General features: G+C 54.1%; 13 protein-coding genes. 5 read left to right on the forward strand and 8 right to left on the reverse strand.

Features of this window, described 5'->3' with window-relative positions:
- Window positions 1-38 precede the first annotated feature (38 nt).
- Window positions 39-284 carry a hypothetical protein gene (locus GON22_RS11325; RefSeq protein WP_160396211.1) on the forward strand — a complete coding sequence of 82 codons (246 nt, stop codon included), beginning with the start codon at window positions 39-41 and terminating at the stop codon, window positions 282-284.
- Here the strand turns inward: GON22_RS11325 and GON22_RS11330 are convergent.
- The 4 genes from GON22_RS11330 to GON22_RS11345 all read right to left on the reverse strand — a co-directional run bounded on the left by GON22_RS11330 (window position 247) and on the right by GON22_RS11345 (window position 4,704).
- The gene (locus GON22_RS11330; RefSeq protein WP_160396212.1) at window positions 247-1,347 is read right to left on the reverse strand and encodes a GerAB/ArcD/ProY family transporter; all 1,101 of its coding nucleotides are present in this window, start codon (window positions 1,345-1,347) and stop codon (window positions 247-249) included. The two genes, GON22_RS11325 and GON22_RS11330, sit on opposite strands and share 38 nt — an antisense overlap.
- 13 nt (window positions 1,348-1,360) lie before the next feature.
- Window positions 1,361-2,611 (reverse strand): Ger(x)C family spore germination protein, encoded by a 1,251-nt coding sequence (locus tag GON22_RS11335; RefSeq protein ID WP_160396213.1) that lies wholly within the window; start codon window positions 2,609-2,611, stop codon window positions 1,361-1,363.
- Window positions 2,608-4,029, reverse strand: coding sequence for a spore germination protein (locus tag GON22_RS11340; protein WP_160396214.1), 1,422 nt, complete (start codon window positions 4,027-4,029; stop codon window positions 2,608-2,610). Before GON22_RS11340 ends, GON22_RS11335 begins: the two co-directional genes overlap by 4 nt.
- Before the next feature lie 150 nt (window positions 4,030-4,179).
- Entirely contained in the window at window positions 4,180-4,704 is a 525-nt protein-coding gene (locus tag GON22_RS11345; protein WP_160396215.1) for a phosphatidylglycerophosphatase A family protein, read from the reverse strand.
- A gap of 160 nt (window positions 4,705-4,864) precedes the next feature.
- On the opposite strand from GON22_RS11345, the gene GON22_RS11350 reads away from it, so the two are divergent.
- From GON22_RS11350 to GON22_RS11360, 3 genes are all read left to right on the forward strand, one after another.
- Window positions 4,865-5,944, forward strand: a complete 1,080-nt coding sequence (locus GON22_RS11350) for a GerMN domain-containing protein (RefSeq protein WP_160396216.1) — start codon at window positions 4,865-4,867, stop codon at window positions 5,942-5,944.
- Window positions 5,945-6,141: 197 nt separating this feature from the next.
- Window positions 6,142-6,888 (forward strand): ribonuclease PH, encoded by a 747-nt coding sequence (gene rph / locus GON22_RS11355; RefSeq protein ID WP_160396217.1) that lies wholly within the window; start codon window positions 6,142-6,144, stop codon window positions 6,886-6,888.
- Window positions 6,885-7,529, forward strand: a complete 645-nt coding sequence (locus GON22_RS11360; RefSeq protein WP_160396218.1) for a non-canonical purine NTP pyrophosphatase — start codon at window positions 6,885-6,887, stop codon at window positions 7,527-7,529. The genes rph and GON22_RS11360 overlap by 4 nt, the downstream gene beginning before the upstream one ends.
- Before the next feature lie 88 nt (window positions 7,530-7,617).
- Here the strand turns inward: GON22_RS11360 and asnB are convergent, their stop codons facing one another.
- A complete protein-coding gene (asnB, locus tag GON22_RS11365) occupies window positions 7,618-9,468 on the reverse strand; it encodes an asparagine synthase (glutamine-hydrolyzing) (RefSeq protein WP_160396219.1) in 1,851 nt (616 codons plus the stop codon).
- A gap of 205 nt (window positions 9,469-9,673) precedes the next feature.
- Here asnB and GON22_RS11370 point away from each other — a divergent pair, with 205 nt between their 5' ends.
- Window positions 9,674-10,021 (forward strand): hypothetical protein, encoded by a 348-nt coding sequence (locus tag GON22_RS11370; RefSeq protein ID WP_237179113.1) that lies wholly within the window; start codon window positions 9,674-9,676, stop codon window positions 10,019-10,021.
- A gap of 614 nt (window positions 10,022-10,635) precedes the next feature.
- Here GON22_RS11370 and sbnB read toward each other — a convergent pair.
- The 3 genes from sbnB to GON22_RS11385 are packed head-to-tail and all read right to left on the reverse strand — an operon-like array spanning window position 10,636 to window position 13,789.
- Window positions 10,636-11,610, reverse strand: coding sequence for a 2,3-diaminopropionate biosynthesis protein SbnB (gene sbnB / locus GON22_RS11375; RefSeq protein WP_160396220.1), 975 nt, complete (start codon window positions 11,608-11,610; stop codon window positions 10,636-10,638).
- 2 nt (window positions 11,611-11,612) lie between these two features.
- Window positions 11,613-12,617, reverse strand: coding sequence for a 2,3-diaminopropionate biosynthesis protein SbnA (gene sbnA / locus GON22_RS11380; RefSeq protein WP_160396221.1), 1,005 nt, complete (start codon window positions 12,615-12,617; stop codon window positions 11,613-11,615).
- Complete coding sequence (locus GON22_RS11385) at window positions 12,590-13,789, reverse strand: CoF synthetase (protein WP_160396222.1); 1,200 nt, start codon at window positions 13,787-13,789, stop codon at window positions 12,590-12,592. The genes sbnA and GON22_RS11385 overlap by 28 nt, the downstream gene beginning before the upstream one ends.
- Window positions 13,790-13,844: the final 55 nt, after the last annotated feature.

Raw genomic sequence — 13,844 nt, forward strand, 5'->3', positions numbered from 1 at the left:
GGAGCATTGGGATGCAGCTCCGGCTCAGGAGTGGTTCGATGAAGGGCAAATTGATGCTAATTACAGCAATCTACAGCGTGTGTATCGTTGGTTATTTGATGATGATGGATCTATCGATGAAGCTGACCTTCAGCCAATCGTTCAACAAGATGGCAAGCCAATCGATGACGATGCTGCCGCTTGAGAAGTTCATAGGCGCGGGCTGGTGCTTCGCGCTTCTTTGTTATTTGTGCAATGGGTTTGGAATCAAGCGGATGAAGCGCCCGCAAGCCGGCGCCGAATGAGGGCGACGGCGAGCACAATGGCAGGAATGATGCAATCGAACGGGAAAATGACGTAAGGGTTAAGAAGAAAACCTTCGACATAGTTTTCAGAGTAGCTGCCCGCGAGCATCATGCAGCTAAACAGGACTATAAAGCCTACCGGCAGGGCAAGCTGCTTGATCTGCACCTGCCATAAGTCCGCAATTGCCATCGCTGCAATATACGCATAAATCACGCCTTTGAAGAAGTAACTAAGCATTAAGGTTGAGATGGCGATGGCGTCGACCTTTTGAATGAAATCGCCGATATTAATTTGCGAAGTCGTCGACAGAAGCGGAAACACGGATCGCATAAACAAGTCGCTTCCGAGCACGGCGACATTCAAGGCCATCGTATAGGCAAGCACAAACCCGGTCGTGACCATCGTCCACATGCCTGTGAGGACAGATTTGCGGCCTTTTGGCGCGACGTATGGGAACAGCATTGTAATGACGATCATTTCCTCGAAGGGAAGGAAGAAGGTGCTGGGAACCGAGCTTAACACAGGCTTCCAGCCGTTTTCCATAACCGGAAGTAGGCGGTTCATGTCGACGACGCCAGACGCGAGCAAGAAAATCGAAGCCATAAAGCCGAGCCCGACGATGCCTGAGAGGAATATCGTGCACGAACGGCTAATCGTTTCGATCCCGTAGTACAGGAGATAGATTAAGGCTAACGCCATTAGCGTGAGCATCGCGAAGAGCGGCGTCTGGTCATAGACGGAAATAACGAGCAGATTGCCGCAACCTCGTATGTTGCGGGTCGCTTGATAGATGAAATGGACGCTATATAGAAAAGCAACCGTTTTGCCGATCGGGTTGCCGAGCACAAGCGGCAAATAGCTGGTCAAAGGCTTATCCGGATATAAGAAATAGAGCTTTGCATAGATGGCATATAGAAGAAGCCCGGGCACCAGCCCGAGCAAAATCGCCAGCCACACATCTTTCCCCGCTCCTACGCCAGTGCCAAGCGCAATGGTACCGCCTAATAGATACATGCCGATCAACATAAAGAAATGCAGCCGGCTAATTCGGACTTGTTCCACCGATGCTCCCCCGTTATTCCTGCTCATTTTGCTGCTGCTTCGCGTTCTGGTTCATTTTTTGCAAATATGATTGATTACGCATTCCCTGGTGGCGAATGTACGTACGCACCGTCACTTGCACAGGGCTGTCTGCGAACAGCAGCTCCCAGCCGGTTTGCAGCTTCCTCCATGCTTTGGGATATTTGCGCTTAAACGTTTCGTTGAACTGCAAATAATCGAGTTTATTTTGTTGTGCATGCGAGACTGCAAGCCGTACCTCATCTTCAATCGCTTGGGACCAGCTTTGCTCTAGCCGGCCAACTGCAGCGGGTTGCGATAAGTCGATTGGCACACGAAGCTCGGATACGGAGCCTTCGGCTGTAATATTGATTCGGAAGGATGGCTTGCCGCCATCCAGATGCGGGACGACCTTCGTGTGGGAATGCATAACCTCGATTGTAACAGCTTTCTCTTCGCTTCCTTTCGTTGATGCAGCAATGTTCATCACGGTGCTAGAGATTTTGTCCAACGTCCATAGCGTGCCTCGTGCATCAGGGCCATCCAGCCATTGAACAAGCTTGCCGTCGCGAAATACCCCGATTTTGCTCATGGCGATAAGCGAATAGTTATTTGATTTTTGTACGTTTGATTTTTGCTCAGCCTCTGCCGATGGCCCATATCGTTTCACGCCGCTAATAAGCAGCGTCCGATTGTTCGATACGAGCATGCGGACGACATCGCTTGCGGCAGTCGTCAGATTTTCGCCCCATAGTTTGGATGAAAATTTGATTTTGCCAACGAAGGCGTTGGCCGGAAGCTTCTCAAGTGGCGTTAACGTTTGAAGCACCGATTCTGCTGAACTGCCGCGGCTGACGAGGACGAGCGATGTCATTCTTGTTTCCCTCGAACGCTCGAAGAAGTCGAACAGCTCAGAGATGCCAGACCGTGCCATCGTTTCTCCGATGATGATGAGCCGGATATGGGCGAAAAACAGCTGTCTTGGCACCTTCTGTGCGGTTTTGCGGATCGCTTCAAATACGGAAACCCCAGTGCTTGTAAACATCGTAATCGGCGAAGCTTCCGATGTGTTATTCGAGCCGGAGGCGACTACGCCGGAATTGGCGACTTGGAAGGATACTCGATAAGGCTCCTTTGCTGTTCCTTTATCGATGCCTAACGCCATGACGATGGCCAAATTTTTGGGCTCTCGGCTATTCCAGCAGCCAACTGTCGGGATAAGCAGAATAAGCGCGAGCAGAAGGAGGATCCGGCGCTTCAGCCTCATGATGGGGGCAGCCCCTTCTTATGATTGAGCGCCATATAAGGCGTGCCGAATGAACGAAGGCTGCACAGATGTGCGACCAGAATGATGAGCCCGATCAATACGCCGAACAAGCCGAAGGTTCCGGCAAGCACCATGAGCGTAAAACGCAAGATGCGGGCAGAAATCGCAATATTGAACGCCGGCGATGTAAAGCTGGCAATGCCAGTCGCAGCGACGACAATGACCATGGCAGCCGAGACAATGCCCGCTTGGACGGCAGATTGGCCGAGGATAAGCGCGCCTACGATGGAGACGGCTTGCCCGACGGCACGCGGCATTCGAATGCCAGCCTCGCGCATTAACTCAAAACTGACCTCCATAAGCATAGCCTCCGCGAAAGCTGGGAAGGGCACGCCCTCCCGCTGCGCGACCAAGCTGATTAGCAGAGGGGTTGGAATCATTTCTTGATGAAACGTAATTGCCGCGATATACAGCGACGGGCCAAGCAGCGAAATAATATACGCAATATACCGCAATACAGTAAGCAAAATGCCGATATCGGCCCGCTCATATGCATCCTCCGCTGCCCGGAAAAACTGGTAGAACGTTACTGGAACGACAAGCACGAACGGCGTGCCATCAACGATGATCGCGACACGCCCGCTTAGAAGGAGCGACACAACGCTGTCAGGCCGTTCGGTGTTATAGATGGTAGGAAACGGTGTGAAACGTTTTTCTTGAATAAGGCGCTCTAAAGAACCGGAATCGAGAATGCCATCGGTTTGGAGCGATTGCAGCCGTGTACGGACGGTTTTGAGCAGTTCTTCATCGGCTTTTCCATTCACGAACATGATGCCGACCTGTGTCCGCGTGACCGATCCAATCCGGCAGGTTTCAAGCATAAGCCCAGGTTGTTGAATGCGCCTGCGGATGAGCGAAATATTCGTTGCAAACGATTCGGTGAAGCTATCCTTAGGGCCGCGTACGACGACTTGCGTGGTTGGCTCCGTTATGCTTCTCCATTCCAGCTGGCGAGTCTCGCATATGACGGCCCTCTCAACCCCATCGAAGAGTATGACGGCGTCGCCCATGACGATCGCATCGAGGACCGCTTGCCAGTCGTTTGTTGTGTGAATGGACTGATTCGTCCATTCGCCGCTTTGAATGCGGCCGATAAGGAGAGCGGGCGAGTGGGTTTGATGCAGCCAACCGTCGATGCCACATACCTGATCGATGGTTTCGGCATGCGACATCGTCATATTATAAATAAACGAGCCCGGCGTGCCGTCTTCACACTGCAAGGAACGGTAGGCCATGTCGCCGTTTTCGCCGAATAATTGCTGAAGCTGATGAAGAGCGGCCGACAACGAGCGTTCGATCGGCTGTGGCGGACCGGTCTGCTCAACAAATGTGCTGGCTTGGGATGTCTGTCGAATCACGCGATCACCTCCGTTATAGGATGATCGGAAATTATTGGAGATATACGGCGTGGCGATTTGAGGGCAAAAGAAGAGGCCGTCCATTAAACCATTCAAGATGGATTAGTGGACGGCCATTCATAGAGGCTGAGCCTGGTACAGCGTGCGCTGTTATTGCTGCTGCTCCAGCTCAGCGTGCTTGCGATGCGCGATGCGGCTTGCAGCAGCTGCAGCGATTGCACCGACGATATCGTCGAGGAACGTATGGCAATCCCGGCCGTTCTTTTCATTTAATTGTTTCAAAATGCCCGGTTTGAGCTTATCAATATATCCAAAGTTCGTAAACCCGATGCTGCCATAAACGTTGACGATGGATAAGGCCAACACTTCATCACACCCATAAAGCGGCTCGTCATTCATAATCATATCCTGCAGCGGCGGCAGCAGCTTCTTCTCTTCGGCGAGCATATCGAGCTGTATGCCCGTGAGCACTGCATTTTGCACCTCGCGCTTGGCGAGCACGGACTCCACATGAACGATACATTCTTCCACCGTTAGATCGGGATAATAGCTCTTCTGCAATCCATGGGCTAGTTCGGCAATTTGAAGGATAGTCACGCCCCGGCGGGCAAGCCACTGCATGGTCGCTTCTGCGACCGCACGGCTGTTCAAGCTATACGGTTTCGGTGTGGTCATGGCGAAAGGCCTCCTTATCGCTTCTCTTATTCTCTCATCAATTAATGGGACAAAACTGGTCTAAAATGCGGGAGGGCTCGTATACATAGTACTACAAAGCGACCAAATGAACCAAACCCGCTGGTGACGGCGATTGGATGATGGGAGGAACGATCGAAAGATGAAACGAAATCGTTGGATTCGGCGTGCAGCATTGACAGGGGTAGTCGCGTTGCCATTGATGACGGCAGGGTGCGGGGTTTTCTCGAAAAATACGGCCAAAGAAATCGATCCGCCGCCAGTTGAGACGCAAAATCTTCCAAGCAGTGCCATTCCGCAGGGCGGCAATGGAATAGAGACTGGTTCGGCAATTGACCTGCAAACGGGCGAGTCGCAAATGACGGTCTATCTATTAGACGATAACGGCTATCTTGCGCCTGTTACGCTTCGGACAACCTTAGGGGAGAAAGAGCAGCTAGGCAAGAAGGCGCTTGAGATGATGGTGGACGGCGGCGCTTATGCAGACCAATTGCCAGCGGGGTTCCATGGATTGCTGCCTAAGGGAACGAAGGTCAATGCGTATGTGGAGTCTAAGGAGAAGAAGCTTGCTACCGTAGACTTTAACCAATCGTTCGTCAATTACAATGCAACGGATGAGCGTAAAATTGTTGAAGCGATCGCGTGGACATTAACGGGAATGCCGAATGTGCAAGGCGTGGAGCTACGCTTAGAAGGGGCCAAGCTAGATGAGATGCCGGAAGGCGCTTATCCGCTGGACCGGCCGCTAGACCGCACGGTTGGCATCAACTTGGAGGCAGCCGAAGGCGTTGATTACAGCCAGTCGTCTCCAGTGACGCTCTACTTCGCTGCGGAGACGCCGGAAGGCGATTCCTACTATGTGCCGGTTACGCGCTTGATAAGCCGGACGGACAATTTGGTTAAGGCCTCGGTTGACCAGCTCGTGCTTGGGCCTGTAGACCAGAGCAACCTGATCGGCCTGATGACGCCTGACGTGCAAGTGAAGAGCGTACAGGCGAAGGATGATACGATAACGGTTGAGCTGCAGGATGACGCGTATGAAGAAGGGCAGAAAGAGCCGGCTGATATGCTGCAGGCGATCGTATTGTCCGTCACGGAAAACGCAGGCGCGTCCAAAGTGTTGATTAAATTAAACGGCAAATCGAACTTCACGGATGAGAATAACGTTTCCTACAGCCAGCCTGTCTCTCGTCCAACGTCAGTCAATGCAGTGAAGTCTTAACAGGTTGCATGCTTGCCTGCGCGTAGCGCGGACAGGCGCTTGCATGGAATAGAAGGCGGCAAGGCTGCGCGTGAAGCGGCCTTGTTGCCTTTTTGCTGTTTTGGGCGGCGAGTCGATTTTATTGCAGGTGTCTGGTAAAATGGGGAAGGTTATCATTTACGCCATGGGCAGTGGGCACTAATTCAAGGAGGACCAGCATGAGAATCGATGGGCGAGAGGTTGCACAATTGCGGCCAATAACGATAGAGACAGGCGTCAATAAATATGCAGAAGGATCCGTATCCATTTCGTTCGGCGATACGAAGGTGCTTATTACAGCGACGGTTGAAGACCGCGTGCCGCCTTTTATGAAAGGGCAGGGCAAAGGCTGGGTTACGGCGGAATACTCGATGCTGCCGCGTGCGACACAATCGCGTAACCAGCGCGAAGCAGCAAGAGGCAAGCTAGGCGGCCGCACGATGGAAATCCAGCGGCTCATCGGCCGCGCTTTGCGTTCGGCCGTCGATCTGCAAGCGCTCGGCGAGCGCACGATCACGCTGGATTGCGATGTCATTCAAGCGGATGGCGGCACGCGTACAACTTCAATTACAGGCGCGTTTATTGCACTGGCAATTGCAGTAGATAAGCTGGCAGAGAAAGCAGCTTTCAAGAGCTATCCGATTACGGACTACCTAGCTTCAGTTAGTGTTGGCGTCGTGAACGGAAGCCCGGTGCTTGACCTGAATTATGACGAGGATTCCAAGGCGAAAGTCGACATGAATGTCGTCATGACAGGCGCGGGACAATTCGTCGAAGTCCAGGGAACGGGCGAAGAATCCCCATTCTCGCGCAGCGAGCTAGATGCATTGCTCGGTTTGGCAGAAGCGGGCATCGCGGAGCTTATCGGCAAGCAGCGTGAGGTGCTGGGACAAGCTGGCGCACGCATCGGCGAGAGCAACCGATGATCGCAAGCGGGGGAGTTGTTGTCGTTGCGACAGGCAACGCGGGCAAGGTGAAAGAGTTTGCCCATGCGTTTGCCCAGCTTGGGGTCGAAGTGAAAAGCTTGAAAGACTATGACGGGCTGCCTGGCATCGTGGAGGATGGCGAAACGTTCCAAGCGAATGCGAGGAAGAAAGCGAAGACGATCGGCGATGTACTAGGGCTGCCTGTGTTGGCGGATGATTCGGGCCTATGCGTCGACGCGCTCGGGGGCGCTCCTGGCGTTTATTCCGCGCGTTATGCTGGCGAAGGTGCGACGGATGCGGACAACAATGCGAAGCTGCTTCGGGAGCTGTCCAAGCTGGCAGGCGCTGCAGCGGACATTCCAGCGGTTGCACCGCATGGCGTCACCTTGTTCGGCGGCGCACGGTTTGTATGTGCATTAGCGTTGTATGATCCTGCAGACGGCTCATTCACGGATGCGGAAGGCGATGTGGCAGGCCGCATTTTGTCTGGGACGCGAGGAAATGGCGGATTCGGCTATGATCCGCTCTTCTGGGTGCCGGAGCTTGGCCGTGCAATGGCTGAGCTGTCGACGGAAGAGAAGCAGGCGATTAGCCATCGCGGAGCTGCACTTCGCAAGCTGCTTGCGCAGTTGAAGCAATAACAAAGTTTATCACAGTAAAGGCTGTCATGCCTCCTGCGATGTTGCAATCGCGAGAGGCGTGACAGCCTTATTTTGGCATGCTGATCAATTATCCGATGGACACTTTATATTGGCGAAGCCATAAGTCCGTTTGCCATAAGTATGCGAATAGCTGCGGTCCGCTCATGAGCTGGCCGAACCACGGGATGTTCGAGCTAGCATCGGCGGAGTCGGCGATTTCACGCACTTTTTTGACATTGATGAGCGGAAGCAGCGGCGAGCTGGAATCATCGAGCACTTCCAGCAGCATCGTGCGGACGGCTTCGAGATAGTTCGGATTATGCGTTTTGGGATACGGGCTTTTTTTGCGCCACAACACATCTTCTGGAAGTGCGCCGACGAGCGCTTTTCGCAAAATGCCTTTCTCGCGGCTGCCAGAAGTTTTGATTTCCCATGGAATATTGAACACATAATCGACGAGGCGATGATCGCAATAAGGCACGCGAACCTCAAGCCCGACCGCCATGCTCATCCGGTCCTTCCGATCGAGCAGCGTCGGCATAAAGCGGGTAATGTTCAAATAAGACATAATGCGCATGCGGCGGGCAGCGGCATCCTCACCATCGAGGTGAGGCACTTCAGCTAGTGCATCTTCATATCGGTCTGCTAGGTATTGCTGCGGCTTGATCCAGTCGGCGACCTCGGGGTTGAGCAGATCGCTGCGCATGCCGGTTGCAAGCGACCAAGGGAACGTGTTGGCGTTGAGCGCATCTTCCCGGTGGAACCAAGGGTAGCCGCCGAATATTTCATCCGCTGCTTCGCCTGACAAGGCAACGGTTGCTTCTTTCTTGATTTCGCGGCAAAAGAGCAGCAGTGACGCATCAACATCCGCCATGCCCGGCAGGTCGCGCGCAAGCGTCGCAGCGCGAAGCGCATCGACAAGCTCAGGCGTATCGAATTGAATCGAGTGGTGAATCGTGCCCAGATGCTCGCTCATCCGTTTAATCCAAGGCGCATCTGCGTTCGGCTGGAACGCGTGCGCTTTGAAGTTTTTGTCGTTGTCGACATAATCGACAGAGAATGTATGGATATTGCCTTGCCCCGTGCCTTTATAATAATTGACTGCAAGCGCGGTGAGGGCGCTCGAATCGAGGCCGCCGGACAATAGGGTGCACAGCGGTACATCGGAGATTAGCTGGCGCTCAACTGTGTCCTGGAGCAGTTGGCTGACGCGGGAGGCCGTTTCTTCAATGCTGTCCGCATGAGGGCGGCTCTCCAGCTTCCAGTAAGTGTGAATAGCGTTGCCATCGCGCGTAACCGTCATGCATTGGCCAGGGCGAAGCTCGCGCAAATGCTTGTAGACACCGTGGCCAGGCGTACGTGCCGGCCCTACGATGAAAATTTCGGCTAATCCCGCCGCACCCACCTGTGCCGGAACCTCAGTATGTGCCAGAATGGATTTGGGCTCGGAGCCAAACATGAATTTGCCTTCGCTTGTGCCTTCACTGAAGAAGAGCGGTTTGACGCCCAGCCGGTCGCGGGCTAGGAACAAATGCTGCTCGCCAGAATCCCAGATCGCAAAAGCAAAAATGCCGTTAAAGCGCTCGATGCACGCTTTGCCCCATTCCATATAGGAAACAAGCAGCACCTCAGTGTCGCAATTCGTTGTAAAGCTTCTCCCGCGGCCTTCCAGCTCGACGCGCAGCTCCGGGGCGTTATACAACTCGCCGTTATAAACGATGACGTACGTATGTCCGCCGGCATGGCGAATCATTGGTTGAGCGCCGTTCTCGGGGTCCATGACCGATAAGCGGCGATGCCCAAGGGCGCAATGCGCTGAAATCCAAGTTCCAGCGGCATCGGGACCGCGAGGGGCCAACGTTTCTGTCATTCGTTCCAAGTGCTCGCTGTCTTGTGTCAGATCACGATTCCAGTCGATCCATCCGGTAATACCACACATGAAACTCATCCCTCTCTCTAGGAGGCTGTCTACTTTTGCTCGCTCGTCCGTTATTTGCAGCATGACAGCATATTGGTACTGCGCGTTAATCTGTCTGTCGAGATAATACCAGTTATATGCGGAATAATAGGATAAAATGTCTGTCCATGGGGGGAACCTATTCGAGGGCAACAATCAGCACAATGATCAAGGAGGGGCAATAGCGATGCCGCATATCGATTTGGCCGATGGAAGCGAAGCGGGCGAGCGGAAGCTTTATTATGTATCGGTTGCTGCTGGACAAGTGTTGGACGATCCGGAAGCTGCTGCGTACGAGCTGGTTATTAACGCGAATCGGGAAGAGGTCAACCGCCTCAAAACGTTGTTTAACGACTATTCAAGCATGGATGAGGCACAGGCGTTTCATTTTGCCCGAAATCCGTACGAAACGACTTCGGATGCAGAGCTAAACGGTGGAACGGATGAGATCATCGTCCAAATCTACCGCTTGCTGCGTGAGCTGGGGACGGAGGAGACGAAGCAGTTTTTAGCTTCAAACAACTTGGGTGGTTAATGTGATTAGAATGGTGGCTTAAAAAAGGCGTTGCAGAGGTTCATTCTGCAACGCCTTTTGTGTCTGTGGTGCGAATGGGCGCAGGGCGTTTGGCCCCTGCGGGGGAAGGCAAACATGCTGAACAAATAGGGCGTATAGACCTGCCTTTTGCTCCCGAAAGCGAAGCAGTAACTGCAACGGCAATTACCATATGCACCCAAAAAGAGAGGCAGTACACTAACACTAATTTGCCCAGTGACTCCAAGAGCCTAGTGACTCGAATTGCCCAGTGGCTCGAATAGCCCAGTGACTCGAATAGCCCAGTGACTCGAATAGCCGAAGCAGCTCCCAGCTCTAACGGACTCAGGAGCCCTTATTCATGCTTTATGAGGGTAATTGTGATTCTAACGGACCCAGGGGCCGTTATTGGGGAGAAACAGGCCTAAAACAGAAGAAAAGTCGTGCAATAAGGGCCGTGGTGTCCGTTAGCGTTTAGAAAGGGGAGATTTGGCCCGAATAACGGCTCTGGTGTCCGTTAGGGACCCAGAGCTTGCCCAAACCGCCCGAATGCGGGTCGCTGAGCGAAAAGGGCTCATAATCATAAATCTGCCCCATCCGCCCAGAGGCGCGCCCAACTACTCCAAATCAATGCCGATGCCATGTTGCCTCGCATGCTTGGCGATGGCCGACGCGACAGCGATATCGAAGATGGCCATGCCCATCGGGCTGAATAGCATGCGTCCATCCGGCGGTGCGGCATTCAAGCGGTCGCCAAGCACCGCTTCGGCAAGCGTCAAGGCATTCGCTTGTGACCAGCCGCCCAGGCGATGCATAAGCTCGATGTCGGTATTCTCGCGGCATACTTCCTCCCAATCATCGACGATAATCGTGTCGACAGCTTCCAGTGCGGCTGGCGCATAATCACGCAGCGAAACATGCAGCAGGAGGCTGCCTGGCTTTGGCGCGGCATCAATATACCGGGTGCCAGAAACCGTACAAGTGACGACAATGTCGGCATCGTGATAAGCCTCTTGCCAATCGGAAGCGGCGTGTCCGGCTTCACCGGCCAAAGCGGCGACAGCATGGGCGCGCTCTTGCGACAAGTCGTAGGCTGTTAAACGCCCTAAACGGCCGCCGAGCACAGCGGTGAGCATGCGGGCATGCCATTGGCCGATGGGACCGCATCCGACCAGGCAAACATTCAAAGGCCGATCATGGCGCTGTGCTGGGAGCGACAGCCATTTGCGCAGCATCACTGCGCTTACAGCAGCGGTCCGTACAATGCTCAGTAGCGGACCGTTAATGAGAGCCACGGGCACGCCGGTATCCGCATCATTCAAGACGACGACGCTATGCGCGCGCGGCAGCCCATGCGTGGGGTTGTCGGGAAAGCTCGCAATCCACTTCATGCCCGCGATATCGAAGGGGCCGCCAATATAAGCTGGCATGGCGATAATTCGATTAGAGGGATGCTTAAACCGCAAATAAGGCTTGAGTGGCTGTACATAATCTTTTGCCATCATGCATTGAAGCGCCTCGGTTATCGTGCTGGAGAGCTGCTCCCAGTCCGCGCCGACCGTTCGCAGATCCTGTTCATTAATGTAGCGCATTGCTATACGTCAGCTGCCAATCGAGCGAGTGCTTCTTCGCCGAATCCGCTTCGGATCCACTCGTCGCTGTATACGGTATCCAGATAACGTTCGCCTCGGTCTGCGAGAATCAACACGACATTCGCGCCGTCAGGCAGCTCAGGCAGCCGCCTCTCGAGTGCGGCGACAACTCCGCCTGCTGATCCTCCAGCCATAATGGATTCACGCCGCAGCAAACGGCGGCAGCCCATGGCGCAATCCAGATCGCTCACCGTTTCGTGGCCATCCGCTAGGCCGGGCGCAAATAGGGGGGGCACGATGCCGGCGCCAAGCCCTGGCAGCTTGCGGCTGCCGGGACCGCCGAAGATGACGCTGCCGCCAGCGTCGACGCCGATTACAGCGGTGCGCATTCCTTGATTGCGAATATAGTCGGAGCATCCGCGCAAGCTGCCGCAGCTGCTGACGCCAACGAGCAGCATGTCGATGCGGCCAAGCTTCTGGGCAATTTCAGGGAGCGTCGTGTCACGGTGGGCTGCTGCATTAAACGGATTGGCGTACTGATTAGGCCAAAAGGCATCGCCGATTTGGCCAACAAGCTCCTTAACGCGGGCAATGCGTGCGGGGAGAAACTCGCCAGTCACAGGATCTGGCTCGGTTACATAGTTAATTTCAGCGCCATAGGTGCGAATGATTCGAAGGTTTGTCTCAGCTGTTCGCGGGTCAACGACGCATATAAAGCGAAGGCCAAGAATCCCGCAAATCATAGCGAGGCTAATCGCCATGTTGCCGGAGCTGGACTCTACGATCGTTGTGCTCGGACGTACGGTTCCAGCCGCTATCGCTTCCCGTATCATGCGAAGTGCGGGGCGGTCTTTGGCACTTCCGCCTGGGTTAAACATTTCGAGCTTGGCGTAAACATTAACGGATGTTTCTGGATACAAGCGTTGCAGGCGGATGAGCGGCGTATTGCCGACTAAGCCGAGCACGCCTTCATCTAAGCTTAATTCCCATCGGTTGGTTGATGCCATTTTTTTTGTTTTACACTCCCTTGCGGCAGTTGGCTTTCGCTGCTTGCCAGTACGATTTCGATTCGGGGCAGCATGCCGCCTCGGATCATGGCGCCAATTTCTGGAACACGTTGTCCGATTTCAGCTTCAATGCGTTCTGCTCGCTCGGGTGTTGCATCCGGCCCGAACAAATAGACAATTAGCCGATTAGCGCTGGACGCGGCTCGGACTTGAACACGCTTGGCATGTACGAAAACGGCTGCTTCGATGTCGTGGATGCTTATTTTCTCGCCATGCTTCAGCTCAGGGCCGATTCGCCTGACAATCGCTTCAAATGTAGCTCCTGTATGCTCGCTTGCAGGTTTAAAGCCGCGCACGACATCTCCGGTAACGAAGCGGATCGCTGGAAATTCGGCGCGCTGCGTGGAGGTTAGTACAAGCGCCGCCTCGTCCGATGCGAGCGCGCCATCAATCCCTAACGCCGCAGGCTCAGCCGTTTCTGCATAGATGCCGTCCGCGAGGCGGTAGTAACCAGCGCTATGGTCAAACCATGCGATCGTGCCGATCTCAATCGACCCGTACGTATCCAGCACATCGCCTTCATGGATGCCGAAGGTGCTCGCCATTGCGCTTCGCCATTGCGGCGATGCTGATTCGCCGACGGTAACGATGCATCGAATGCCTAGTGAAGCGGGATCGTCGAGCGCGCATACGATCCGGTCCAACAATGAAGGCATCGTGTACAGCAGGTCTGGACGGAATTGCTTCAATCGCTCAATGTGGCGTTCGATCGGTTCATTGTAGGCGATGGAGTCGCATTCCCAGCCAAGTGCCTGAAAAATGGCGATTGAGGTTGCGGCAGCATGCCCTGTCCCCATATCCGCAAAAGCGCGCTTAATCGGCCGATCACCAGCCAACTGGGCGAACAGCCGTGTTTTGACGGCTAAATATCTGCGCTCATCCGCTTCCGAATAAGCAATCATTTTACGGCGTCCGCCGCTCGTGCCTGATGTTCGATAAACAAAACAGCCTTCAGGCGCTTCGCTGTTGTAATAATGTTGTTCGAGAATGTCGGCTGTCAGATAAGGCACATCGCAATCGCGCCTATCACCCGAGCGTTGCAGAAGTGCAGCATACCAGGCATATTTATGTGCGTAATAGGCTGCAAGTCGGTTCATTCCTTTACGATTCAAGCTCACCCCTCCCCGGTGTGTTATCGTATGTTGGCTTTGGCGGTTCGGAATGGGT

Origin of the sequence: Paenibacillus sp. MMS18-CY102, from assembly GCF_009789195.1 — a bacterium.
In the GTDB taxonomy this organism is placed as follows: Bacteria; Bacillota; Bacilli; order Paenibacillales; family Paenibacillaceae; genus Paenibacillus_T.

Bases quoted from the DNA above. Each gene is read 5' to 3' on its own strand.
- GON22_RS11325 (WP_160396211.1), top strand. From the start codon at position 39: ATGAAGGGCAAATTGATGCTAATTACAGCAATCTACAGCGTGTGTATC.
- GON22_RS11335 (WP_160396213.1), bottom strand. From the start codon at position 2,611: ATGAGGCTGAAGCGCCGGATCCTCCTTCTGCTCGCGCTTATTCTGCTT.
- GON22_RS11345 (WP_160396215.1), bottom strand. From the start codon at position 4,704: ATGACCACACCGAAACCGTATAGCTTGAACAGCCGTGCGGTCGCAGAA.
- GON22_RS11350 (WP_160396216.1), top strand. From the start codon at position 4,865: ATGAAACGAAATCGTTGGATTCGGCGTGCAGCATTGACAGGGGTAGTC.
- rph (WP_160396217.1), top strand. From the start codon at position 6,142: ATGAGAATCGATGGGCGAGAGGTTGCACAATTGCGGCCAATAACGATA.
- GON22_RS11360 (WP_160396218.1), top strand. From the start codon at position 6,885: ATGATCGCAAGCGGGGGAGTTGTTGTCGTTGCGACAGGCAACGCGGGC.
- asnB (WP_160396219.1), bottom strand. From the start codon at position 9,468: ATGTGTGGTATTACCGGATGGATCGACTGGAATCGTGATCTGACACAA.
- GON22_RS11370 (WP_237179113.1), top strand. From the start codon at position 9,674: ATGCCGCATATCGATTTGGCCGATGGAAGCGAAGCGGGCGAGCGGAAG.
- sbnB (WP_160396220.1), bottom strand. From the start codon at position 11,610: ATGCGCTACATTAATGAACAGGATCTGCGAACGGTCGGCGCGGACTGG.
- sbnA (WP_160396221.1), bottom strand. From the start codon at position 12,617: ATGGCATCAACCAACCGATGGGAATTAAGCTTAGATGAAGGCGTGCTC.